The sequence below is a fragment of the Candidatus Phycosocius bacilliformis genome, from assembly GCF_003112735.1.
GTDB lineage: Bacteria > Pseudomonadota > Alphaproteobacteria > Caulobacterales > Aquidulcibacteraceae > Aquidulcibacter > Aquidulcibacter bacilliformis.
Genome location: NZ_BFBR01000005.1, coordinates 227,911 through 249,243, shown reverse-complemented (window position 1 = coordinate 249,243; position 21,333 = coordinate 227,911). Strand labels below are relative to the sequence as shown.

The following is a 21,333-nucleotide window of genomic DNA, read 5'->3' as shown; positions in this document are numbered from 1 at the left end:
TTGTGACCGGAAAATGGCGTCAGACCCGCGAGAACATCAAAGTTGCATTGGTGCCGCCAAACCCGAAGGAATTCGACATGGCCGTTTCAATCTGACCGTCCTTGCGTGCCCGCAAAATGGGGAGATCGGCAAAATCGGGGTCGATCTCATCAATATGGGCGCTTTCACAAGCAAAGCCTGCCTGCATCATCAATAGGCTATAAATGGCTTCTTGTGCTCCCGCTGCCCCCAAAGAATGTCCTGTCAGAGACTTTGTTGATGAAATCAATGGGATGGTATTGCCAAATACCTCGCGGATGGCACCGACTTCCTTGGCATCGCCCACTGGTGTTGCCGTGCCATGGGGGTTGAGATAATCGACCTTGCGCCCGCCAGACATCGCCAAAGCCTGACGCATGCAGCGCACCGCGCCTTCCCCGGAAGGGGCCACCATATCAAATCCGTCCGAGGTCGCGCCATAACCGGTGACTTCGGCATAGATTTTGGCCCCGCGTGCTTTGGCGTGCTCAAGCTCTTCAAGCACCAGCATGCCCGCGCCCCCGGCAATTACAAAGCCGTCGCGATTCTTGTCATAGGCGCGTGAGGCCCGCGCGGGTGTGTCATTATAGGCCGATGACATTGCGCCCATGGCGTCAAACAGGATCGACAATGTCCAGTCGAGGTCTTCGCTACCCCCGGCAAACATCACATCCTGCTTGCCCCAGGCAATGGATTCATACGCATTGCCGATGCAATGGGCGCTCGTCGCACATGCCGAGCTGATCGAATAATTGACGCCGCGAATCTTGAACCAAGTTGCCAGCGCAGCCGAGATGCCCGAACACATGGCCTTTGGCACGGCAAAGGGGCCGACACGCTTCGGCGAACCAGTTTCGCGTGTTTTGTCGGCGGCCCCGACGATGGCCTTGGTTGATGGACCACCCGAGCCCGCAATAATGCCCGTGCGCTCATGGCTGACTTCATCGGCCTCAAGGCCGGCATCAGCAATGGCCTGTTCCATGGCGATATGGCCCCAGCCCATGCCTTCAGAGAGGAAGCGGGCGGCACGGCGATCGACCAAGGACTCCCAATCCAGATCCGGACGCGCCTGTACCTGACATTTGAACCCATGATCTGCATGGTCCTGGGCAAAGCTGACGCCTGAGCGTGCCGTCCGCAGACTTTCGGTGACTTCTGCGGCATCTTTGCCGATCGATGAGACAATCCCCAGACCGGTCACAACAACACGACGCATTGGCAGTTTCCCCTAGCTTTTGTCTGATTATTCTTGTTCAGAGCGCGTCAGGCTGGAACAGGCCGACGCGTAGGTCCTTGGCTGTGTAGATTACTTTGCCGTCTGCCAGCACTTGGCCATCGGCAACACCGAGGATCAAACGGGATTTGAACACCCGCTTGATGTCGATTTCATAGCGAACCAGTTTCACATCATTGGTGATCTGGCCTGAAAATTTCACTTCACCGACGCCCAGCGCGCGGCCCTTGCCCGGCAGGCCGGACCAGCCAAGGTAAAAGCCCACCAATTGCCACATGGCATCCAGCCCCAGACAGCCGGGCATCACAGGATCACCCCGGAAATGGCAGTCGAAGAACCACAGGCCGGGATTGACGTCGAGTTCGGCCTCAATCCGGCCTTTGTCGTGGGCACCACCTTCTGCTGTAATCTGGGTGATACGATCCATCATCAGCATGTTGGGCAAAGGCAATTGCGCGTTGCCCGGTCCAAACAAGCCGCCCTCACCGCAGGCAATCAGTTGGTCGTAGCTGTAAGAAGAAGCGCGGCCCGGCAAGGGGCTGTCGGTGGTGTCAGTCAAGGCGATGCCGTCCTGTTACAAAATGTTTCACAACGGCGTTAGCATGGGCCACAGGCGTTCGCCAAGCGCGGTCTTCTTCAGGGGTGGCGCGAATTGTCAGCGCCCCAGAGCTCACTGGCAGGGATCCAGCCCTTAAAGCGGCCGGCTTTGACCTGGCGCCAACCGGGCCGTTCGTCGGTTATGTCAACGATGACACCATCGGACGCATAGGCAATGATGCGGGCTTCGCTGGACGGATTGGCGCGCAGGCCGACACGCATGTCGCGGGCAGGCCGAACGATGCCGGTTCTCTTGCCATCAAGCATGCGCTTGTGCACCCAGCTCACAGCCCCATCGGGATCTTGGATGCGCCGCCATTCCTCCGTTTCAGCCACAACGCGCACGGGCAGGCCCTTACGCTTATAGACCCAACGCACCGGATAGGCCTTATCTGGTCCAGCCCGCCCATTGATGTTGGAGAATTTCAGCGAGACAAAGCGCGGCACGGGCTGACCTGACGGGGTCTCGCCGGCTTGGCGGTTAAACGGCGGGAAGCCGCCCGCAAGCGCATAACCAGTCCACAGGCTGACACTTGCAAAGCAGACGCTGGCCAAGATGGCTTTGACTTTACCCATCGTGCGCAACTGGTTCCCCGATCGCTGGCCTGACCCTGACGTGGGATCAGACCTAGTCCTTCACCCTGTGGCGGATGAAGGTGAACATGTTGTTAATCAGATGGATAAATTCGTGCGCCATCCCCAGATTCAGCGTTTCCTGCGATGGCGCTTGGCGTGGTGGCTTTGCCTTGCTACACAAGGCTATGCCCCAGTCCAAACTCAAAGTCATCGTCACCCGCAAACTGCCCGAGCCTGTGGAAACCCGCATGGCGGAATTGTTTGATACCGAGCTTAATGCCACCGACACCCCCATGAGCTACGAGCAATTGGTGGATGCCGTGAGCCGGGCAGATGTCCTGGTGCCGACTGTGACGGACCGCATCGATAGCAAAGTGTTGTCGCGGGCGGGCGAGCGCTTGCGCCTGATCGCCCAGTTCGGTGCGGGGGTGGACAATATGGATGTGGCCACCGCCATCCAGCGCGGCATCACTGTGACCAATACCCCGGGTGTTTTGACCGAAGATACTGCCGACATCACCATGGCGTTGATCCTGGCTGTGCCGCGCCGCTTGATGGAAGGCGTGCGCGTTGTTGAGGCCGATGGCTTTGAAGGCTGGTCACCCACTTGGATGATGGGGCGGCGAGTCGCAGGCAAAAGGCTAGGCATTGTGGGCATGGGCAGGATTGGACAAGCTGTTGCACGCCGGGCCAAAGCCTTTGGCTTGCAGATCCATTATCACAATAGACGCCGTGTATCGGCCGCCATCGAGCAAGAATTGGAAGCCACCTACTGGGAAAGTTTGGACCAGATGCTATCCCGCATGGACATTATCTCGGTCAATTGCCCCCATACGCCTGCGACCTATCATCTGTTGTCATCGCGCCGCCTGCAATTGATGAAGCCCAGTGCCTATCTGGTCAACACCGCCCGCGGGGAGGTGATTGATGAGGCTGCTTTGGCGCGTATGCTGGAAAAAGGCCTGTTGGCGGGTGCAGGACTGGATGTGTTTGAACACGAACCTGCGATCAATCCCAAGCTGAAGAAACTGACCAATGTCATGTTGCTGCCGCACATGGGCTCAGCCACGCTCGAAAGCCGCACGGAAATGGGCGAAAAGGTCATTATCAATATCAAAACCTTTGCGGACGGCCATAAACCTCCCGACCGTGTAATTCCTGCCATGCTCTAGCAGCAGTCCAAGCACCGCATCCTGCTACTTGCCAATTTAGTCCACCCCATTAGGTTGCTTTAGGTAGTCATTCTGGGGGTGGTTTGTGCGCAATTTAATTCAGACGACAGCGTTGGCGATGGTGGTAAGCTGGCTTGCATTCACGGCTCCACCCGTTTCTGCTCAATCCTTCAATGAGGTTGCCCCGGAAACCTATCAGAGGCCCCGGTTGGATGACTTTTTTGGTGGGTCGGAGTTTGTTGACGCCCAGGTTTCCCTCAATGGTCGGGTCTTGGCCACCGCCAAATATGTGGGCTCCCAATCAGCGATTGAATTATTCGACATGACAGAGGCCCGGACCCGGCGGGCCGGCGGGCTTGATATGCCCTTTTATGCCAATTCGATCACCTGGAAGGATGCCAATCGCCTCATCTTGAGCGGCGACGATAAGGAAGGCCGCAATGGTGTGTGGGTCTGGAACATCGGAGAGGCGAAGGCACAGAAATTGTTTCGCTTTGACGCCGAAGACGACGATTATGCGCCCGACCCCAAATTTGATACGAGCGAGGCGCGCACCGATTTTTATCTCAAGCGCGGTGATGCAATGCGGGCCAAACCACGCCCGGATACAAGCTGGCTTGTCTCAATCCTGCGGTCAGACCCCGGCAAGGTCCTGATTGGAGCGCGCAAAGACAATGTCGAGCGGCTGATCTTGGTTGATCTGGCAAGTCTTGAGTCGAAAGTCCTCGATGAAGCCGACACTGGCTATTATGCCAATTGGTTCATTTCTGCTGATGGACTGCCCTTGATCCGGCGCGAGCAATCTTCCACCGGGTCGTCGATCCGACTGGTTCGTTTGGCCCGCGGCGGCGAAGCTGCGACCACTTTGGCAGAATTTCCGTTTGAAGAGCATGCTGGGTTTGATGTGATCGGCCCCTCGCCAAAGCCTGACCATGTTTTGGTTCGTGCCCGCCGTGAGGGTGAGGACAAGGCCGCTATCTATGAGTATGACGTGGTTAAGCGGCAATTCTCGGCCGCATTGGTGCGGTCTGATCGCTATGACCTCGCCGATGCCATTATTGATGACAGCAACCGCTTGATCGCGGGCGTCGAGGCCGGTCGCGGTTCGCGCTTTGTGGCGGTTGATCCAGCTGACCGGGCTCGCTTTGAGGATATCCGCAGCCGCGCTCCGGCTGGCAGCGTTGTGTCGGTGCTTTCAACGGCAAGCGGGGACGGTCTGTGGACGTTGCAAATCGCCTCGCCAACCGATCCGGGTAGTCTGTGGGTGCATGACTCCCGCTTCAACCGGATGCTGAAAATTGGCCAGATCGACCGGGTGCTGGACGGAAAAAGCATCGGCCAGTTCAGTTGGATGGATTACAAGGCCCGTGATGGGCTTGATCTGGAAGCATTGCTGATCACGCCAGTGGGCGCGCAGGACACCAATATGCCGCTGGTTGTTTTGCCCCATGGCGGACCTCATGGCGTGACCGTGGATCATGACTGGGACCGCTTGGCCGCCTTTATCGCCAGCCGCGGCTATCTCGTCATTCAGCCTAATTTCAGGGGCTCTGGCGGCAAGGGACGTGCCTTCGGCCTTGCCGGATATCGGCAATGGGGCAAGGCCATGCAGAATGACCTGACCGACGCCGTGCAGAGCTTGGTTGCGGCGGGCAAGGTTGATCCTAAGCGGGTCGCCATTGTTGGCGGCTCTTACGGCGGCTATGCGGCACTGGCAGGCGCTGCTTTGACGCCCGATGTCTATCAATGTGCCGCCTCGTTAAATGGTGTGCCTGATCTCAACACCCAGCTGGCCTGGGTTGCTGCGCGCCGGGATGCTGGCAGTCAGGCATTCTGGAAGCGGACCATTGGCGATCCTGCCACTGATCAAGCCAGCATTAATGCGGTTTCGCCCTTACAACAGGTGAGCCGGATCCAAATCCCCATCCTGCTTCTGGTGGGGGACCGGGATGATGTGGTCGACCCCAAGGGCAGCCAATTGATGTTTGATGCCCTGAAAGCTGCTGGCAAGCAGGCTCGGCTAGTGCGCTTCCCGCGCATGAAGCATTCCCCGACACGCTATACCGATACCGCCAATTTCTATGGTGAGATTGACTATTTCCTCGCCAATTGCATCGGTCCGCAGAAATTGACCTCTGGCGCTCCGGCCAATCGGGCACATAAGCGCGAAGCCTTGGTGATCTCGGACACCATGGCACCGGTTCCACCGCCACCGGTCAAATAAGCGGCAAGGCGGTGCGGTGGGGCGGCGCTGACCATGCGTTTGCCCCCCTTGCACAACCGCCAATCATGCTTTGCCTGGCTTTTGGCGTGGGTTCTGCCCTGACACTTGCCCCAAAGTGGCGGTGTCAGAGCTGAAGCCTTTGACCATACCCCGCCCAAACTGAACAAGCGCGGGGCCATGGTTCATTGCATCCGTGGATTGCAATTCACCGTGGCCCGCGCGCTGCCGCACACCTCCATCACCTCAGTGTGATTTGACTGCGTGGCCGCGCGCACCCATGCCGCACCTGTGACGTGTTTCTTGGGGTGCTTTCATGCGTGCACTGATTTTATCGTTCTTACAGTCTCGTGCCGTAAAGCGGCTTCCGGCTTTGCACAAAAATGCTGCAACACCCATGAAAATCCAGGAGCAGGCCGTGCCACAGACCTGGCATGCTGCTTTGGTTCTCACACTTGGGAGCCTGGTTGCGACACCCGTGCTGGCTCTGCCGGTTTCATTCGTGACTGCCGCCCCGCCCAGCACCGGGGCTATTGCTCTGCCGGTTGGAAAAAATGGTCAGATTGGCGAGGCGGCAAGCCAGGTTGATCGGATTGCCAATGGGGCGATTTCGCGTGCCATCACCACCGCGGCTTTCAAAGGTAATCCCGGCGATACACTCACCCTTTATGCTGTTGGACCTTATAGCCGTGTCACCTTGATCGGCATTGGTGAGGGCGCAAACACCCGCATCGGCTTGGAAGATTTTGGCGGTCGCGTGGCGCGCGCAGCACTGGAAGGCCAAGCTGCCACTTGGGCCGTCATTGTGCCGGATGCACCTGCCATCGCCGATGCCGGTGCCTTGGTTGCCTTAGGCGCGCGACTTGGCTCTTACGAATTCCCCCAACTTGGCAAGACAGCCCGGCCTCACACGGACCGGCCCCTTCGCTTGCATGTCGCCAATGCGGCTGCGGCCAGCACAGCTTGGACCCAACGTTGGCAGCCCGTCGGTGACGGGGTCAAGCTTGCGCGCGACCTCATCTCCACGCCATCCAACATCAAAAGCCCGCAATGGTATACCGACTATATCCGCTCCGCTTTCGAGGGTGTTCCCAATGTATCAATCACAGTGATTGATGAAAAAGAGGCGGCCCGTCTCGGCATGGGTGGTCTTGTTGGTGTTGGGCAAGGGTCAACCCGGCCCGCGCGTCTGTTGGCCATTCATTATCGTGGCGGGGCCAAGGATGCCGCCCCGATCAGCTTTGTCGGCAAAGGCATCACCTTTGACACTGGCGGTATTTCCATCAAGCCGGGCGATGGCATGTGGCGGATGCGCTATGATATGGCCGGCTCTGCCGCATCAATGGGGGCGGTATTGGCCGCTGCCAAGCGGGGGGCGAAAGTCAATGTGGTCGGGGTGGCGGCCTTGGCTGAAAACATGCCAGACGGCAATGCGATCCGCCCCGGTGATGTCCTCACCTCCATGTCGGGCAAAACCATGGAAATCCTCAACACCGATGCCGAGGGGCGTATGGTATTGGCCGATGCCAATTGGTGGACCCAGGAAACCTTCAAGCCCAGCCTGTTGATCAATATTGCCACGCTGACAGGGTCTGCCCGGGCTGCCCTTGGCGATGATTATGCCGCGCTTTTCCACAATCATGAGGCGGCGGCCAAGCGGGTTGAGGAGGCAGGTGCCGCGGTTGGCGAAAACACGTGGCGCTTGCCGATTCATCCTTCGACGCGCGCCGATATCAAGTCTGATGTTGCCGATGTGAAAAATGTTGTGGAGGGCGGCGCGCCTGGAGCCTCGATCGGGGCTGCATTCATTGAGGAATGGGTCAAGCCTGAAACCCCCTGGGTGCATCTTGACATTGCAGGTGTTGCTTGGGCCAACAGCCGTAAACCCACGATCCCGCCGGGGGCTGTGGGCTTTGGCGTCAAGCTCTTTGACGAGATTATCTCTCAAAGCGAAGGCCGCTAGGCTGGAACAGGGCGCGTGACCCACACGCCCCTGTGCTTCAACTGGCACCGATCTTTGATGATCTCACAGATGCCCGGACAAGGGTGCAGTCTTGACGAACTGCACCTCACCGCATGATGGGTATTTCTAGGCAAACAGTCCTTTAAGGGCAGGTTGGTGTGTGCGGCTGCCCATCTTTAGAAGCCGTCTTTAAGGCGTCTTTGGCGGTAATTTTATCCGCGTAAATTGATTTCCGCCTATGAAGCCAGGACCTGAAACACTGACTTCATATTCTTCAGCGGCTTTGAGGGGTCTTGGATTTCGGACTAAACCATAATGGGAAGGCACGTTTGGATAAGTAAATTTGTTGATACACGAAGCTCGATGGCCATCTTTAAGATATATCTGCCAAACTGGGATCACCTTCCCTTTGGAGATGTGATAGATATCGAGATATGTTACGCAAGGGGTCTTGTTCCCTTGCACTAAAACGTCGATTTGAATCACGCCATTTTGTTCTTGTATGACTGTAACTTCGGATGTCATTAGACATCCACTTGGCACTATAGTCGCGAGAAGAATGAGTGGCGTCAGCCAAAGGTTTCTATAAGCCATAGACACCTGACCCCTTAAGTCTCCTTGCAAGGGCTTGCATGTCGGGTGAGTCCGCTGCCAACCCCTCAGCCCGCCGCTTTGCATAGTCGCCAACCATCTGAGCCTGCCCCTCAAGAGTTTCGGTGGCATAGGTTGTATTCCTTGACGGATAATCATGCAAAACATTTCTATCTAGAGATATTTTTCGCGCTGTCCGCTACCTCCCAAGAATGACGTGCGCCTTGGTCAAAGCATTTTGAGCGGTTCGATGTGCCGCCCTGATAGTCTTGAACGCTCACCCCACATTCTTGCCGCGCAAGCCGAAGGCTTAAGGGGTGCGGGTGGCGCGAAAAAGTCGACAAAGCCGTTGCCGCCCCGTCTTGCGCACTGAAACCCCAGGTATGTCTTTGCAATCGCCTAGTCGGGGGCAGAGGCGATCCACAATGAAATCATCACGTGCGACCGGCTAAGAGTTTGACAGCCTCTCGACAGTCCGGCCTCGGCGCGTTTGGCCGATTGCAGTTGGTCTGCTTTGGGACGCGTGCAGAGAGAAGGCCGATTTTCATAAACCCGATTAGGGCTCATTTATGAGTGCTAGTACCTATAAGGCGATTAAAGGAAATGGCGCGCACATACGCGCTGGAGGGTTCCAAATATTCTCCAGCTACTTCAATCTCATTGTGCGTGCACCAAGGGGCAGGCCAACAAATGGTGCTTGAACTAGGCCTTGTACACCAGCTGCTGCGACGACATGCAGCAGCTCGCTCTCAGCCAATTGGTAACAGTCCCTCAGAATCTGGAGTGCCGGATAGGTGTCCGTACCCGCAACCCCAAGAATTGTGAACCGTGCTTGCCCAGAAGGATCGACTTCCACGCTACAGAACAGACCGCCATTGTCGAGGTCACGTTCGCTGCGCGTTTTTCCCAGAACAATCGCATCAAGGGTAATCTCAAACAACAGGCGCGTGAACTCGACCAGGCCACGTTCAAATTCGAGTGCCTTCCATCCCGGCCCAGCCAGTTGGATGCGCGCTCCCACATCATAATCCTCTTCATCTCCCTCAAAGGGCAGCGTGACTTTGGCGCTAGTATCAATTTTTTCGATATTGAAGGGACCAATCGTGATCTTTGTCATAGTTCAGCTTCCTCTGCCTTGTGTCACTGGAAACCTCTAATTCATCATGGTCCGAATTCAGGAGAGCACGTCAATCAAGCGGTGTCGCGCACCTAAGTGGCAAGCAAAGCGCGTTCTATGTGCTTCAGCTGACGTTTGACCCGGCCTAGGGCAAGAATAGCCGGGTTGGAGTTCCCGCTGCAGGAACTGAAAGGAGGTCCGCTATGGGCAGTTTTGCCAAGCTTCCCAGCATCCGACATAAAAGCCAACGAGTGGTTCGACATATGGAATATCTCCTGAAATCATAGGGTTAAGCTTTTCAAATTCTACGTAGGCAGCATTGAGTGCTTCATCAGATGATGTCGCGGCTAATTTCAAAAATGCTGTCACTTCAGTCTTTTCTTCTTTAGTTTGGGTCTGCTTGAATGCGCATAAAGCTGCATCGACACTGCCATAGGTCGGCAAATAGTTCATATAGCCCAGCATAAAGAGCGCCCAAGCATTTGGAATAGTCAAGGCTGACATGGGTTTGCTCACTTTGAAAAGGGGGGGCTTGGATAAGCTGACTGGATACGAATTCCCTTCGGCATTGTGGGTCTGGCACAACAAAACTTCGTTCTCCGGACACTTTCGGACGCCTAAGAGCATCCGAAACCCTTCACGAAAGCGGAATGGCAGGTTTGGGACGCGTGAAGAGAGAAAGCGGACATTTGAAGGCGCGTTCAACAAATGAATGGCGGAAACTTGAGGGCTGGGCTGAAAGGGGATGATCTTTAAAGTTTCATCGCCGGTCCGCAAACCCCGTCCTTTATGACAAACTCGAACTTTTGCTCCATTCCGGGCGTCACATATCCAATATGACAGCTTGCAACTGAGCCGTCCTTTAGTCGCACCCTGATCTTGCCAGAACCTTCGCAACTGATCGCCATTTGCCCTTTGAAGCTGGCCCCCCTTTGCGTGAGTGGCTGATTTTTTCGACAGAGCTGGAGCTCAGCCGAAGCAATTTCGCCAGAAGCCGAACTTAAGGTAAAGTCATTATTCACTCGCTGACAACCGATTAGCAGGATCGCGCAACCGATCACAGAAAGAAGCGCTGTGTCCTTAAGAAGAATATTCCGTTTACCCGGCATCGCACGGTGACTAGGGTCCATTTTTAACCAGCCTCCCATCTTTGATGTATGTCAGTCCTGGTGTCGAGCGTGTTGGCATTCCCGTGCCATTGATGGCCGCATTCATCCCAATAGCATGATTGATCCTATCCATGTCGGCTTCAATGGCGGGCTGGCCTTGTGCCAACCCTTCTAATTTGTGCACCGATGCAAAGAGGCCTGCCCACCAAACAAGGGGCAATGACCTGAATGCCGGGGTTATCATTCATCACCGTGCGATAGAATCGTCGTGCAGCCTTACCAGCGATTTACTCTTGACTCATCCGCCCCTAAAGCGCGCCACCGCGCAGCACGCGGCCCATCAGGCCAAATAGTTTTCGGCTGTTTTCATTGGCTTCGGGTTTCCACTCGGGGTGCCATTGCACCGCGAGGACGGGACCGCCACGGGCGGTGCTGGAAAAGGCTTCAACCACGCCATCCGGCGCGCGGGCTTCCACGCGCAGGTCTGCGCCCAGCTTGTCCACGCCTTGATAATGAACGGAATTGACCTTGATCTCGGCTTGGCCAATCGCGGCCAGAATGGCGCCGCCTTCTTCAAGCCGCACATCATGCTCATGCGCGAACATAGCATCAAAGCTGACCCCATCGGGGGCGTGATGCTGGATAGGCCGCGCGGGATCGGCCATATCGCGCCGCAGCGTCCCACCAAAATGGACGTTAAGTTCTTGAAAGCCCCGGCAAATGCCAAAAACGGGCTTGCCAGCTTTCAGCATCACATCGGCTAAGGCCATCGCCATCTCATCACGATTGGGATCAAAGGGCCCGGGTGCATCGTCACGATCTTCGCCATAGCGGTGGGGCTGCATGTTCGAAGGCGAGCCTGTCAGCAACAGCCCGTCAATCCGTCCGGCCACGGTTTGTGCGTCGACATAGGCGGGCAGGGACGGGATCAAGAGCGGAATGGCGTCCACATGCGGGCTGACCCCATGCAGGTAGCGTTCCATCACCGCTTGGGCATGTTCGGTGCCGACATGGCGCTGACAACAAATCATGCCGAGAATGGGTTTGGCGACCATTGGGGGTGCCCTCAACTCTGCAAAAGCACGGGGCTGTCGCCGTGCCAGCGCAGCCAGACATCATCGCCCCAGGTGAAATCCTCCTGATCCCAGCGGGACAGATTGGGCCGAGAGACCTGCATGCGCCGGTCATTGATCAGGTCAATCTCATAAATGCTTTCGCTGCCCAGATAGGAAATCTGGCGAATGGTGCCCGCGGCCACATTGCATCCTGGTGGGGCATCTTCTGGGGTTGGCGGGTTTGAGCCTTCCTCGCGCTTGAGCAATTCGATCTTCTCGGGCCGAATGCCGACCCACATTTTCTCTCCACTGGCCCCGCTGACGCCATGGTCGAAATAGATTTGCCCGCCCAATTCTTCTGAATGGACGATCGCATGATCGGGCAAATCGACCTGCAACGTGCCTTCAAACAGGTTCACGCTGCCGATGAAGTCAGCCACAAACTTATTGGCCGGGAATTCATAGAGATTGGAGGGGGTGGCTGTTTGCATCAGCTTGCCGCGATCCATCACGGCACAACGGCAGGCCATGGCCAAAGCCTCATCCTGATCATGTGTGACCATGACGAACGTGATCCCCACCTTGTCTTGTAGCTCCGCCAATTCAAAGCGCATGGCCTCGCGCAGCTTGGCATCGAGCGCACTTAAGGGCTCATCCAGCAAGAGCACTTTTGGCTTCTTCACCAGAGCGCGCGCCAAAGCCACACGCTGGCGCTGCCCGCCGCTCATCTGATCGGGCTTACGCTCAGCCAGATGGTCAAGTTTAACATCGGCCAAGGCCGCCATCACCCGTCCATATTGCTCGGACTTGGGAACATTGTCGAACTTCAACCCATAAGCGACATTTTCAAACACAGTCATGTGCGGGAAAACGGCATAGGATTGGAACACCATATTCACCGGCCGCTTGTTGGGCGGGATGGACGACATATCCACCCCGTCGATGAAAATCTTGCCCTCGGTCGGCATTTCAAAGCCGGCCAACATGCGCAGCAAGGTTGTCTTGCCACAGCCGGAAGGCCCCAACAGGGCAAAGAATTCCCCGCGCGGGATTTCCAGTGTCACACGGTCGACCGCCGTGACCTTGCCATAGCGCTTGGTTACCTCTTCGACCCGGATGATGGTGTCACGATCACTCATGGGATGGCTCTTTCTGGCTTCAATTGGCTTTGGCGGAGGTGGCGGACTGGGCGCGCAGCGCCAGGACTGTGGCGATCACCGTGATGACGATGATAATGGTCGAGGCGGCATTGACCTCGGGCGTGACCGAGAAGCGCACCATGGAATAGACTTTAACCGGGAAGGTGATGGTTCCGGGGCCTGAGGCAAAGAAAGTGATGACGAAATCATCCAACGACAGGGTAAAGGCCAACAGGGCACCCGCGATCAGGCCCGGCTTCATATGCGGGATAATCACATCCCGAAACGCCTGATAGGGGGTGGCACCCAAATCAAGGGCTGCGGCTTCCAGCTCTTGATTAAACCCTTCCAAACGCGCGCGCACCACGATGGCGACAAAGGGGAATGCAAAGGTGACATGGGCGAGAATGATCTGGGTCAGGTTGAACGGATAGGGCAGGTCATTGGGGAAGTTGAGCTTGGCAAAAAACATCAACACGGCCACACCGAAACAGATTTCCGGCACCACAATCGGTAGGCTCATGCCACTTTCCAAAGGACCTTTGAACGGAAATTTGAAGCGCCAGAAGACAAAGGCCATCAAAGCACCCAGCACAACCGAAATGATTGTACAGACCCCGGCGATCAACAATGAGTTGAGCAGAGCCTCCCGCAATTGGGTGTTCTCAAACGCTTTCACATACCATTTGAGCGTGAAACCCTTCCAGACGATATTGGCCTTACTGTCGTTGAAGCTGAACAGGATGAGGATCAAAAGTGGGGTGTAAAGGAAGATGAAAACCCCGGCGAGCCATGCCTTCATCGCCGGCATATTGAGATAGTCGAGGGGTGCGCGCGGGTGCTTGTTGGCCATTAGTGTGCCCCCACCTTTCCGCCTTTGCGCTCAAGGAAAGCGCGCACAGCAAAGAAGAGCAATGTGATATACATCAGGATGAAGGACAGGGCTGCCCCAAACGGCCAATCATTGGCGCGCTTGAATTGCCGCTCAATCAAGCTCGCGATCATCAAATCATCCGGTCCGCCCAACAAGTCTGGAGTCAGATAGGCACCCAACGCCGGGATGAAGGTGATGACAAGGCCCGCAGCAATGCCCGGGGCTGCCAGCGGCACGATCACGCGCCGTATGGTCTCCAAATGGCCGGCACCCAGATCGAGACTGGCCTCGATCAGGCTTTTGTCCAAACGGTCAAGGGCGGCATAAAGCGGCAGAACCATGAAAGGCAAATGCACATAGACAAGGCCAACTACGACGGCAAACTTGTTGTAAAGTAAGGGCAAAGGCTCAAATGAGCCAAGGGGAAGGCCCACCGTCATCAAGAGCCCGTGCAGGCCTTCCAGCCCGGTATTGATCACCCCGCTGGTGCGCATGACGGCAATCAAGGCATAGGTGCGGATCAAGAGATTGGTCCAGAATGGCAGCATGATCAACAAAAGCAGCCAAGTCTTCTGCTTGTCGTCGGCAAAAGTCATGGCTAAGGCGACGGGGAAAGCCACAACCAGACAGATCAATGTCGTAAGTGCTGCCAACCAGATCGAATCGCCCATGACTTTGAGGACTTCCGGCGCGAATGCCTTGGCATAATTGGCAAAAGTACCTGTAATTGCCACATCCACCGGGCCAACATTTTCGCCCACCGAATAGGCCCAGACAATGGCCATGGGGATTACGAAAAAGATGAAGAACCAGATGACCGGCAGCGCGATGGTTGCCCGGAAAAAGGTTTTGTCTTCCCGCCAGTCTTTCATCTTGCGCCCTCAACAGGTCCAGAAATCCATTTCAAACCCAACAACTGAGCTCTGTCGAGGGGGGAAGGTCGCATTTTACTGAATTTGTTGTAACAAATTGTCTGTATGTCAGAGGCTGAGCATGTTGTGACCTGATACGCCTCAATCCTGGCGCGGCCATGCACGCACCTGCACACGCTCGCTTTGGGCCCAGCGCTTTTCGACAACCAATCGCATCACTTGGGAATCGTCGAAAAAAACCGCGCCCTTGATGCCGTCGAGCACCGCTTTAGCCACATTATCAAGGTCGATCGCGGGATAGTCACGATTGAGATCAATCAGAATTTCCACTTCAAACTCACCATGACGGGGGCGCACGCGCAACTCGGTGCGCAACAAGCGGTCGAGCTTTTGCTTATAGACGCGCGATTGAGAGGTCACTTCCAAGATGAGAAATTCCGAGCGGCTGCCGATTTGGCGACCCTTGGTCGCGCCGCTACCGCGCCAAGGCTCTTCGCGTTCTGTTTCATCCATGGTCGCGCGCCTTCTGCCTAGTCAAATCGACAATCTCTTGGTGGACATCAGTGTGCTCGCCAGTGCCAAGCTGCGCAAGACCAGTCCTTGCCTCTGCCGAGACCTCAATTCCGTGCGAACGTGGTGCGAAACCTTTTGTAAACATCCAGTCAGGTAACCTGAAGTCATGTCATAGTTCAGAGCCTTTTGAGCGAAGAATAGATCAAACGCAGTGATGGAGGTGGTTTTGCAATCGGCACGCACCCAGGAAGACCAGTCCCAATTACTCGGTGTTCGAATTGATGCCGATGTCGCCTTGCGGATGACGCGCACCTTGTGGGAAGTTTTGAGCAGCCACGATCCCGTCCTGCGCGATAAATTATCGGTTGCACTGCAAGCCGAAATTGAAAGCTTGGCCTTGCAGGAAGAGTTGGATGAGGGTGGCAAGCCGACCAATGATGGGGCGACTTTGCAGATCCTGCGGCTCTATCAGTCCATCTCCAACCGTTGACCGCTTGGTGCCGCAGAGCCGCCATCAAGGTTAGGGTCTTGTGTCTGCCGGTGTGCGCCGGTCCAGCACGCGCACCACAAAATCATGATCATCCTTTGGGCCGGCTATGAAGGGCGTGCGCGAAACTTCACGCCACTGGCCTTCGTCGAGTTCAGGAAATAGGGTTGAGCCTTTCGGACAGGCATCAACATCCGTCAGATACAAACGGTCAGCACTTTTGAGGGTGGCAGCATAAATCTCGCCCCCGCCGATGACACAGACCTCGGGTTGGCCGTCAAGTTGGGCCATGGCCTTCGCCGCTGCAATCGCTGTCTCCAAACCCGTCCAGACGCTGGCACCGGGGGCCGAAAAGCCTGTATCGCGTGTAACCACCAAATTGGGTCGGCCGGGCAGGGCACGGCCAATTGATTGCCACGTCTTGCGCCCCATGATGACAGGCTTGCCCATCGTCACAGCCTTGAAGTGTTTCAGATCACTTGCGAGGCGCCACGGCAAATCTTGATCTTGGCCGATGACATGATTGGCCGCCCGCGCGACCACGATGGATAGGCGAATCTCCGACATCTAAACACTCCCGGCGACCCGGTTCAGCCGACAAAAGCTTTCTCATAAACAAACTGGCCAGGCTGACTGACCGATCCTTCGGTAAATCCAGCCTGTTCAAACATCGATTTACATGAATTCAGCATGTCCATAGAGCCACAAATCATGCCGCGATCCTCCTCCGGGTTGAAGGGCGGCAAGCCATGGTCGGAAAAGAAGCTGCCATCACTCACGCGGGCAGGCAAGCGGCCTTGGTGAATATGTGGCTCGCGCGTGGCGCTGGTGTCATGAATGAGGCGACCTGCCTCAATATATTCACCCACCAAGGGGTCTTCTTTGAGGCTGGCGACCAGTTCGATGCCATAGGCCAATTCATCCACATTGCGGCAGGTGTGGGTGAGGATCACCTGCTCGAACCGCTCATAAGTCTCAGGATCGCGGATCAGGCTGGCAAAGGGGGCAATACCGGTTCCTGTTGCAACCATATAGACCCGCTTGCCCGGCAATAGGGCGTCAAGCACCAGCGTGCCAACCGGCTTGCGCCCAACCAGAACATGATCGCCCACGACAATGTCGCATAATTTCGATGTGAGCGGCCCATCAGGTACTTTGATCGAGTAAAACTCCAGCTCTTCATCCCAATTGGGGCTGGCGATGGAATAGGCCCGTACCAAGGGCTTGCCGTCTATTTCGAGCCCCATCATCACGAACTCACCGGTGCGGAAGCGGAAGGCCGGCGCGCGGGTGGTGCGGAAGCGAAACAAGCGGTCTGTATAGTGCTGAACGTCGAGCACGGTCTCAGTCGTAAAAGCGGACACGGGAGAATAAGCCTCTGGCTGGTCGAAGGGTCACAATGGATTGCTTTATCCTATAGCCGCAAGTCTTGTGTGATTGAAACTCACTGAAGCCTTGAGCAAGGCTGACTGACAGTGGGCACGTTGTCGCACATGGGCATTGAGACGCCCGCGAACCCGGACTGCGCCCGGCAGCCCCTTACTGGCCTAGGTACTGGCTTTTTGCCCCCGAAACGGACTATAGAGCCGCCGATCACAGCTGATTGTTCAGCCTGACCTGTGATGGCTGGCCGGGAGACCCAATGTCAAAAGAAGAATTGCTCGAGTTTCAAGGAACAGTGGTGGAGCTTCTGCCCAATGCCACTTTCCGCATCCGCCTTGAAAATGAACATGAAATTATCGGCCACACGGCTGGTAAATTGCGTAAGAACCGCATTCGCGTGCTCGCAGGCGATAAAGTTCTGGTCGAAATGACCCCGTATGACCTGACCAAGGGCCGGGTCACCTACCGGTTCCGGTAAGCAAACGCCCATGAAGCTTATCCTGGCGAGCGCCTCGCCGCGCCGACAAGAGCTTCTGGCCAGAGTCGGCATCCTCCCTGATGCCATTTGTCCGGCAGATCTGGACGAAACCCCGCTTCGTGGCGAAACCGCCCGTCAACTTGGCTTGCGGCTGGCCCGTGCCAAGGCCGCTGCCGTGGCTGCCGACCATCCTGACGCTTTGGTGTTGGCTGCTGATACTGTGGTGGCTGTCGGTCGCCGCCTTTTGCCCAAGGCCGAAACCCGCGAGGAGGCCAAAGCCTGCCTCACTCTATTGTCCGGGCGGAATCATCGGGTGACCACGGCTGTGGCTGTGCACTTTGGTGCGCGGACAGCCAGTCGCGCGGTGGAAACGCGACTGGCGTTCAAACGCTTGAGTCAGCAGGACATCGACACCTATCTCGACAGCGGGCAATGGCAGGGTAAGGCTGGCGGTTATGGCATCCAGGGTCTTGCCGGGGCCTTTTGCCTGCATCTCAACGGTTCGTGGGAGGCCGTCATGGGCTTGCCACTCTATGAAACCGTCTGCCTGCTTGAAGGATTAGGCTATCGGCGGGGGCAGGCATGAGCCAAAATTCCCGCCCGCCTGTTCGTGAAATTCTGATCCATGAGCGGATCGGTGAGTTGCGTGCCGCCCTGATCGACCGCGACCGCATTGTCGACTTGCGGCTTGAACGCTGGTCCACCCATGAGGCGCGTGCCCGCTGGGGGCAGACTTATGCCGCCCGCGTCACCGCCCTTGATACCCGATTGGGCGGGGCTTTCCTCGACCTTGGCGTGGGTGAGCCTGCTTTTGCGCCTTTTGGGCGTGAGCGCGACCCCGATATGCGCGTCGGCGCGGGCCTTCATGTCCGTGTGGTGCGCGAGGCCGAAGGCGGCAAAGGCCCCACGGTGGTGAGCGAGGGGCTTGCCCCCGCTGGGCCGTGCCCTGCCTTGATCCAGGATGTGCCGCCCTGGCATGGTTGGCCGGGCGAACCTCGTGAGGCCGAAGGCGTTGAGATTGACCGCCTTGATGCCGCTTTTGAGGCCGCACTCGTCCCAGAAGTTGCCATCCCTGGGGGTGGGGTTCTCACCATCGAGTGCACCCGGGCGCTCACCGCCATTGATGTGGACAGTGCCAATCGCGAGACCGGCGGCAGCGATCCAGCCCGTTTTGCCCGCAGCCTTAATCTGGCCGCCGTGCCCGAAATTGTGCGCCAGATCCGCCTGCGCGGATTGGCCGGCCTCATCTGTGTTGACTTCACCGGCCCACGCCGCAAAGGCGACCCAGAAGCGCTGACCAAAGCCCTGATCAGCGCGTTTGATGCGGAAAAGAACGGCGGTGTTGCCGCGCCCAAGACCGAAGTCTTGCCCGTCTCGCGTCTGGGTATCGCCGAAATCGCCCGGCAAAAGCGCCGCCCGGCATTGGCTGATATCTGTCTCGACCGATCAGGCCAACCAACCGGCGAGACACTGGCCATTGACGGCATCGCCCGCTTGGCAGAGGCCTTGCGCACAGCCAAAGGCCGCCACGTCACGCTGATCGCGCCACAGGCTGCGTTGGCCTTTCTGCAGGCCGACCCAATCGGCTGGCAAGGGGAAGTGGCAGACACCATAGGCGGGGCCTATCGGCTGGAAGCCGCCCGGCCAGGCCAAGCCACGTGTGAGGTGGTGATAACATGAGCCGTATCTGTCCTGAATGTGGCAAACCAACCGACCACGCGTATCGACCATTCTGTTCCAAACGCTGTGCTGACCTCGACCTGGGTCGCTGGCTCAATGGCAGCTATGCCATTCCTGTGCATGAAGAGGACAATGGCATAAAGGATGCAGAGGAAAGCATGGACAGAGACAATCTGATCCGCTAAACGCCTGCCTCCCGACAGGTTGCCCGGATAGCTCAGTCGGTAGAGCAGCGGATTGAAAATCCGCGTGTCGCTGGTTCGATTCCGGCTCCGGGCACCACTTTTTTGTCTCATGCACCAAAGGCGCTTCGACAGGACGGCACATCAGGGCCGGCGGCCGGTCGGCTTTGCGAGCCGCGTGGCGGTTCGAGGCTGGACCGAGATTGGGCTTCAAGTCACCTACAGCGAAAGAAAGGCACCGCTGGAAATTTCCGGTGCGAAACAGGCGCGCGTCAGGCGCGGGAAAACACACTCATTTGGCGCGAACGGTCTCAAGCAGCCAGCTGCGGAATAGTTTGGTGCTTGGTCTGTTATCTGCTGCACTGCTCCAAACAAGATAATAACCCCATGAAACGGGGTGCTGAATATCCGAACAAACCCGGTGAAGTCGACCGGCCGCCAAATCGGCTTTCACCAGTTGGTGGCGGACTAATGCAATGCCTTGCCCCATGATGGTTGCATCTATTAAGGCAAGTGGCGCATTGATCTTAAACCCCTTGTGGTTTGGGTCCAGCTTTAGTCCTTGAGCCCCAAACCATGCCTCCCAATCTGGAAATACAGGTCCAGAATAGGCGTTTGAGTCATGCAACAAGGTAAATTGTAGAAGATCCGCAGGCTCCTTTATGTCAACGCTGAGAGACGGTGCGCACACCACAATCATTGACTCGTCAAACAAATGTTCAGCCGTAAGCCCAGGCCAATTTCCCCCACCACATCGGATTGCAACATCTGCTTGGCCCACGGCCAAATCGACAAGCTTGTCGGTCACTTCAAGCCTTATATCGATATCTGGATAGCGGTCCGCAAACGCTTCCAAAATCGGCAACAACCATTTCGACGTCACAACTTGTGAGGCCGAGATGGTCAAATGGGTCGATTGGGCCGCGGCCCGCAATTGTGCCATGCCGGCGGCGAGAGCGCGAAAGCCAAGTTGGATTTCCGGCAGAGCGCGTTCTGCCTCTGGTGTTAAGCTCAACCGGTGGCTACCGTGCTGCTGTCGTTGAAACAATTTGAACCCCAGCACGCTTTCTAACAACCGCACCTGCTGACCAACGGCCGCAGGGGTAACAAATAATTCTTTTGCCGCTGCAGGAAAACTTAAGTGGCGAGCTGCTGCCTCAAATGCTTGTATAGACTTGATATGCTGAAGATCGCGCATCAGAGACCAAAAAGTTTTTCTTTCTCGTGAAGTCGAAAATATGCCTCGCCGGACGTCCGGTCAATCCCTAGGCTTGGCAAGCGTGAAACACTGCGCACGACCAAAGGAATGACACCATGCGCTTGACAGGAAAAACTGCCCTCATCACCGGGGGCACCAGTGGGATTGGATTTGCTTCAGCGGCCTTACTGAAGTCCGAGGGGGCAAGGATCGCGATAACAGGCCAGTCCGAAGTGACCCTATCGGCCGCCAGAGCGGCCTTAGGCGATGATGTGATCTGCTTGCAAGTCGATGTGCGCAAGGACGCAGACTTGTGTTCTGCTCGCGATGCTTGTCACGCAGCGCTTGGAGAGTTGGACATTCTGTTTGCCAATGCGGGAATTGCTTATTCAACCCCCCTTGGATCAGAAGGCAGCCACGCCTTTTCCGACATGCTGGATGTCAATGTAACAGGCGTATTTAGAACGGTTCAGGCCCTCGTTCCTCTCATGCGAGCGGGTGGCAGCATCATTTTGAACACTTCTTGGCTCAATGAAGTCGGAACGGCTGGGCTATCGGCGCTGTCAGCTTCAAAGGCAGCAGTTCGCTCTTTGGCGCGTACATGGAGCGCGGAACTGCTTGACAGAGGTATTCGCGTGAATGCGGTAAGCCCCGGTGCCATCGACACCCCTATTCATATGAAGCTGGGCATGGCTCCAGAAGCTTTAGCCGATTTTGCGCGACGGCTAACCAATGACATTCCACTAGGGCGCTTCGGGACAGCCGAGGAGATAGCTCGAGCGGTAGGTTTTCTGGCAAGTGATGACTCCTCGTACATGCTGGGTGCTGAAATTGTCGTCGATGGCGGCTTTTCATTGTTATGATTGCCTAAATG

General features: G+C 56.6%; 24 protein-coding genes and 1 tRNA gene. 11 read left to right on the top strand and 14 right to left on the bottom strand.

Translation table 11 applies throughout. The features are described from left to right. Nucleotides 1-19 precede the first annotated feature (19 nt). From fabB to PbB2_RS09780, 3 genes are all read right to left on the bottom strand, one after another. Nucleotides 20-1,234 carry a beta-ketoacyl-ACP synthase I gene (fabB, locus tag PbB2_RS09790; protein ID WP_108985131.1) on the bottom strand — a complete coding sequence of 405 codons (1,215 nt, stop codon included), beginning with the start codon at nucleotides 1,232-1,234 and terminating at the stop codon, nucleotides 20-22. A 37-nt stretch (nucleotides 1,235-1,271) separates the two neighbouring features. Next, a complete protein-coding gene (fabA, locus tag PbB2_RS09785; RefSeq protein WP_108985181.1) occupies nucleotides 1,272-1,787 on the bottom strand; it encodes a bifunctional 3-hydroxydecanoyl-ACP dehydratase/trans-2-decenoyl-ACP isomerase in 516 nt (171 codons plus the stop codon). A gap of 101 nt (nucleotides 1,788-1,888) precedes the next feature. Further along, nucleotides 1,889-2,425 carry an SH3 domain-containing protein gene (locus PbB2_RS09780; RefSeq protein ID WP_108985130.1) on the bottom strand — a complete coding sequence of 179 codons (537 nt, stop codon included), beginning with the start codon at nucleotides 2,423-2,425 and terminating at the stop codon, nucleotides 1,889-1,891. 185 nt (nucleotides 2,426-2,610) lie between these two features. Here PbB2_RS09780 and PbB2_RS09775 point away from each other — a divergent pair, with 185 nt between their 5' ends. The 4 genes from PbB2_RS09775 (at nucleotide 2,611) to PbB2_RS09765 (ending at nucleotide 7,781) form a co-directional block, all read left to right on the top strand. Next, nucleotides 2,611-3,597 (top strand): 2-hydroxyacid dehydrogenase, encoded by a 987-nt coding sequence (locus PbB2_RS09775; protein WP_108985129.1) that lies wholly within the window; start codon nucleotides 2,611-2,613, stop codon nucleotides 3,595-3,597. 85 nt (nucleotides 3,598-3,682) lie between these two features. Further along, on the top strand, nucleotides 3,683-5,821 hold the full coding sequence (locus tag PbB2_RS09770) for an alpha/beta hydrolase family protein (RefSeq protein ID WP_133245773.1): 2,139 nt from the start codon (nucleotides 3,683-3,685) through the stop codon (nucleotides 5,819-5,821). Nucleotides 5,822-5,926: 105 nt separating this feature from the next. Then, nucleotides 5,927-6,073: a hypothetical protein gene (locus PbB2_RS16275; RefSeq protein ID WP_238164955.1), complete on the top strand. Its 147-nt coding sequence runs from the start codon at nucleotides 5,927-5,929 to the stop codon at nucleotides 6,071-6,073. 61 nt (nucleotides 6,074-6,134) lie between these two features. Next, on the top strand, nucleotides 6,135-7,781 hold the full coding sequence (locus PbB2_RS09765; RefSeq protein ID WP_108985127.1) for a leucyl aminopeptidase: 1,647 nt from the start codon (nucleotides 6,135-6,137) through the stop codon (nucleotides 7,779-7,781). Nucleotides 7,782-9,018: 1,237 nt separating this feature from the next. Here PbB2_RS09765 and PbB2_RS09760 read toward each other — a convergent pair. The 8 genes from PbB2_RS09760 to PbB2_RS09720 all read right to left on the bottom strand — a co-directional run bounded on the left by PbB2_RS09760 (nucleotide 9,019) and on the right by PbB2_RS09720 (nucleotide 15,051). Continuing rightward, entirely contained in the window at nucleotides 9,019-9,489 is a 471-nt protein-coding gene (locus PbB2_RS09760; protein WP_108985126.1) for a hypothetical protein, read from the bottom strand. Between the two features lie 201 nt (nucleotides 9,490-9,690). Next, nucleotides 9,691-9,993: a zinc-binding metallopeptidase family protein gene (locus PbB2_RS15885; RefSeq protein ID WP_133245772.1), complete on the bottom strand. Its 303-nt coding sequence runs from the start codon at nucleotides 9,991-9,993 to the stop codon at nucleotides 9,691-9,693. A 248-nt stretch (nucleotides 9,994-10,241) separates the two neighbouring features. Further along, nucleotides 10,242-10,619 (bottom strand): hypothetical protein, encoded by a 378-nt coding sequence (locus PbB2_RS09750; protein ID WP_108985124.1) that lies wholly within the window; start codon nucleotides 10,617-10,619, stop codon nucleotides 10,242-10,244. A gap of 287 nt (nucleotides 10,620-10,906) precedes the next feature. Then, nucleotides 10,907-11,653 carry a gamma-glutamyl-gamma-aminobutyrate hydrolase family protein gene (locus tag PbB2_RS09740; protein ID WP_108985122.1) on the bottom strand — a complete coding sequence of 249 codons (747 nt, stop codon included), beginning with the start codon at nucleotides 11,651-11,653 and terminating at the stop codon, nucleotides 10,907-10,909. An 11-nt stretch (nucleotides 11,654-11,664) separates the two neighbouring features. Then, a complete protein-coding gene (locus PbB2_RS09735) occupies nucleotides 11,665-12,792 on the bottom strand; it encodes an ABC transporter ATP-binding protein (protein WP_108985121.1) in 1,128 nt (375 codons plus the stop codon). A 19-nt stretch (nucleotides 12,793-12,811) separates the two neighbouring features. Further along, nucleotides 12,812-13,645, bottom strand: a complete 834-nt coding sequence (locus PbB2_RS09730; protein ID WP_108985120.1) for an ABC transporter permease — start codon at nucleotides 13,643-13,645, stop codon at nucleotides 12,812-12,814. After that, complete coding sequence (locus tag PbB2_RS09725) at nucleotides 13,645-14,538, bottom strand: ABC transporter permease (RefSeq protein WP_108985119.1); 894 nt, start codon at nucleotides 14,536-14,538, stop codon at nucleotides 13,645-13,647. Before PbB2_RS09725 ends, PbB2_RS09730 begins: the two co-directional genes overlap by 1 nt. 141 nt (nucleotides 14,539-14,679) lie before the next feature. Further along, complete coding sequence (locus PbB2_RS09720; RefSeq protein ID WP_108985118.1) at nucleotides 14,680-15,051, bottom strand: RusA family crossover junction endodeoxyribonuclease; 372 nt, start codon at nucleotides 15,049-15,051, stop codon at nucleotides 14,680-14,682. A gap of 214 nt (nucleotides 15,052-15,265) precedes the next feature. Here PbB2_RS09720 and PbB2_RS09715 point away from each other — a divergent pair, with 214 nt between their 5' ends. Further along, entirely contained in the window at nucleotides 15,266-15,541 is a 276-nt protein-coding gene (locus PbB2_RS09715; protein WP_108985117.1) for a hypothetical protein, read from the top strand. A gap of 30 nt (nucleotides 15,542-15,571) precedes the next feature. Here PbB2_RS09715 and PbB2_RS09710 read toward each other — a convergent pair whose 3' ends face one another. Continuing rightward, on the bottom strand, nucleotides 15,572-16,105 hold the full coding sequence (locus PbB2_RS09710; protein WP_108985116.1) for a dihydrofolate reductase: 534 nt from the start codon (nucleotides 16,103-16,105) through the stop codon (nucleotides 15,572-15,574). A gap of 23 nt (nucleotides 16,106-16,128) precedes the next feature. After that, nucleotides 16,129-16,902 carry a ferredoxin--NADP reductase gene (locus tag PbB2_RS09705; RefSeq protein ID WP_108985115.1) on the bottom strand — a complete coding sequence of 258 codons (774 nt, stop codon included), beginning with the start codon at nucleotides 16,900-16,902 and terminating at the stop codon, nucleotides 16,129-16,131. A 278-nt stretch (nucleotides 16,903-17,180) separates the two neighbouring features. On the opposite strand from PbB2_RS09705, the gene infA reads away from it, so the two are divergent. From infA to PbB2_RS09680, 5 genes are all read left to right on the top strand, one after another. Next, nucleotides 17,181-17,399 carry a translation initiation factor IF-1 gene (infA, locus tag PbB2_RS09700; RefSeq protein WP_085339458.1) on the top strand — a complete coding sequence of 73 codons (219 nt, stop codon included), beginning with the start codon at nucleotides 17,181-17,183 and terminating at the stop codon, nucleotides 17,397-17,399. Between the two features lie 10 nt (nucleotides 17,400-17,409). After that, on the top strand, nucleotides 17,410-17,985 hold the full coding sequence (locus PbB2_RS09695; RefSeq protein WP_108985114.1) for a Maf family protein: 576 nt from the start codon (nucleotides 17,410-17,412) through the stop codon (nucleotides 17,983-17,985). Beyond that, nucleotides 17,982-19,079 carry a ribonuclease E/G gene (locus tag PbB2_RS09690; RefSeq protein ID WP_108985113.1) on the top strand — a complete coding sequence of 366 codons (1,098 nt, stop codon included), beginning with the start codon at nucleotides 17,982-17,984 and terminating at the stop codon, nucleotides 19,077-19,079. The genes PbB2_RS09695 and PbB2_RS09690 overlap by 4 nt, the downstream gene beginning before the upstream one ends. Further along, nucleotides 19,076-19,264 (top strand): DNA gyrase inhibitor YacG, encoded by a 189-nt coding sequence (locus PbB2_RS09685; protein WP_108985112.1) that lies wholly within the window; start codon nucleotides 19,076-19,078, stop codon nucleotides 19,262-19,264. The genes PbB2_RS09690 and PbB2_RS09685 overlap by 4 nt, the downstream gene beginning before the upstream one ends. 21 nt (nucleotides 19,265-19,285) lie before the next feature. After that, nucleotides 19,286-19,361 (top strand) — tRNA-Phe (locus PbB2_RS09680). A gap of 192 nt (nucleotides 19,362-19,553) precedes the next feature. Here the strand turns inward: PbB2_RS09680 and PbB2_RS09675 are convergent. Continuing rightward, complete coding sequence (locus tag PbB2_RS09675) at nucleotides 19,554-20,459, bottom strand: LysR substrate-binding domain-containing protein (RefSeq protein ID WP_108985111.1); 906 nt, start codon at nucleotides 20,457-20,459, stop codon at nucleotides 19,554-19,556. 116 nt (nucleotides 20,460-20,575) lie between these two features. Here PbB2_RS09675 and PbB2_RS09670 point away from each other — a divergent pair, with 116 nt between their 5' ends. After that, nucleotides 20,576-21,322: an SDR family oxidoreductase gene (locus PbB2_RS09670; protein WP_108985110.1), complete on the top strand. Its 747-nt coding sequence runs from the start codon at nucleotides 20,576-20,578 to the stop codon at nucleotides 21,320-21,322. Nucleotides 21,323-21,333 lie beyond the last annotated feature (11 nt).

Coding starts and splice junctions, on each gene's coding strand:
- fabB (WP_108985131.1), bottom strand. CDS start 1,234: ATGCGTCGTGTTGTTGTGACCGGTCTGGGGATTGTCTCATCGATCGGC.
- PbB2_RS09780 (WP_108985130.1), bottom strand. CDS start 2,425: ATGGGTAAAGTCAAAGCCATCTTGGCCAGCGTCTGCTTTGCAAGTGTC.
- PbB2_RS09775 (WP_108985129.1), top strand. CDS start 2,611: ATGCCCCAGTCCAAACTCAAAGTCATCGTCACCCGCAAACTGCCCGAG.
- PbB2_RS09765 (WP_108985127.1), top strand. CDS start 6,135: ATGCGTGCACTGATTTTATCGTTCTTACAGTCTCGTGCCGTAAAGCGG.
- PbB2_RS09760 (WP_108985126.1), bottom strand. CDS start 9,489: ATGACAAAGATCACGATTGGTCCCTTCAATATCGAAAAAATTGATACT.
- PbB2_RS15885 (WP_133245772.1), bottom strand. CDS start 9,993: ATGTCAGCCTTGACTATTCCAAATGCTTGGGCGCTCTTTATGCTGGGC.
- PbB2_RS09750 (WP_108985124.1), bottom strand. CDS start 10,619: ATGGACCCTAGTCACCGTGCGATGCCGGGTAAACGGAATATTCTTCTT.
- PbB2_RS09740 (WP_108985122.1), bottom strand. CDS start 11,653: ATGGTCGCCAAACCCATTCTCGGCATGATTTGTTGTCAGCGCCATGTC.
- PbB2_RS09735 (WP_108985121.1), bottom strand. CDS start 12,792: ATGAGTGATCGTGACACCATCATCCGGGTCGAAGAGGTAACCAAGCGC.
- PbB2_RS09730 (WP_108985120.1), bottom strand. CDS start 13,645: ATGGCCAACAAGCACCCGCGCGCACCCCTCGACTATCTCAATATGCCG.
- PbB2_RS09725 (WP_108985119.1), bottom strand. CDS start 14,538: ATGAAAGACTGGCGGGAAGACAAAACCTTTTTCCGGGCAACCATCGCG.
- PbB2_RS09720 (WP_108985118.1), bottom strand. CDS start 15,051: ATGGATGAAACAGAACGCGAAGAGCCTTGGCGCGGTAGCGGCGCGACC.
- PbB2_RS09715 (WP_108985117.1), top strand. CDS start 15,266: ATGGAGGTGGTTTTGCAATCGGCACGCACCCAGGAAGACCAGTCCCAA.
- PbB2_RS09710 (WP_108985116.1), bottom strand. CDS start 16,105: ATGTCGGAGATTCGCCTATCCATCGTGGTCGCGCGGGCGGCCAATCAT.
- infA (WP_085339458.1), top strand. CDS start 17,181: ATGTCAAAAGAAGAATTGCTCGAGTTTCAAGGAACAGTGGTGGAGCTT.
- PbB2_RS09695 (WP_108985114.1), top strand. CDS start 17,410: ATGAAGCTTATCCTGGCGAGCGCCTCGCCGCGCCGACAAGAGCTTCTG.
- PbB2_RS09690 (WP_108985113.1), top strand. CDS start 17,982: ATGAGCCAAAATTCCCGCCCGCCTGTTCGTGAAATTCTGATCCATGAG.
- PbB2_RS09685 (WP_108985112.1), top strand. CDS start 19,076: ATGAGCCGTATCTGTCCTGAATGTGGCAAACCAACCGACCACGCGTAT.
- PbB2_RS09675 (WP_108985111.1), bottom strand. CDS start 20,459: ATGCGCGATCTTCAGCATATCAAGTCTATACAAGCATTTGAGGCAGCA.
- PbB2_RS09670 (WP_108985110.1), top strand. CDS start 20,576: ATGCGCTTGACAGGAAAAACTGCCCTCATCACCGGGGGCACCAGTGGG.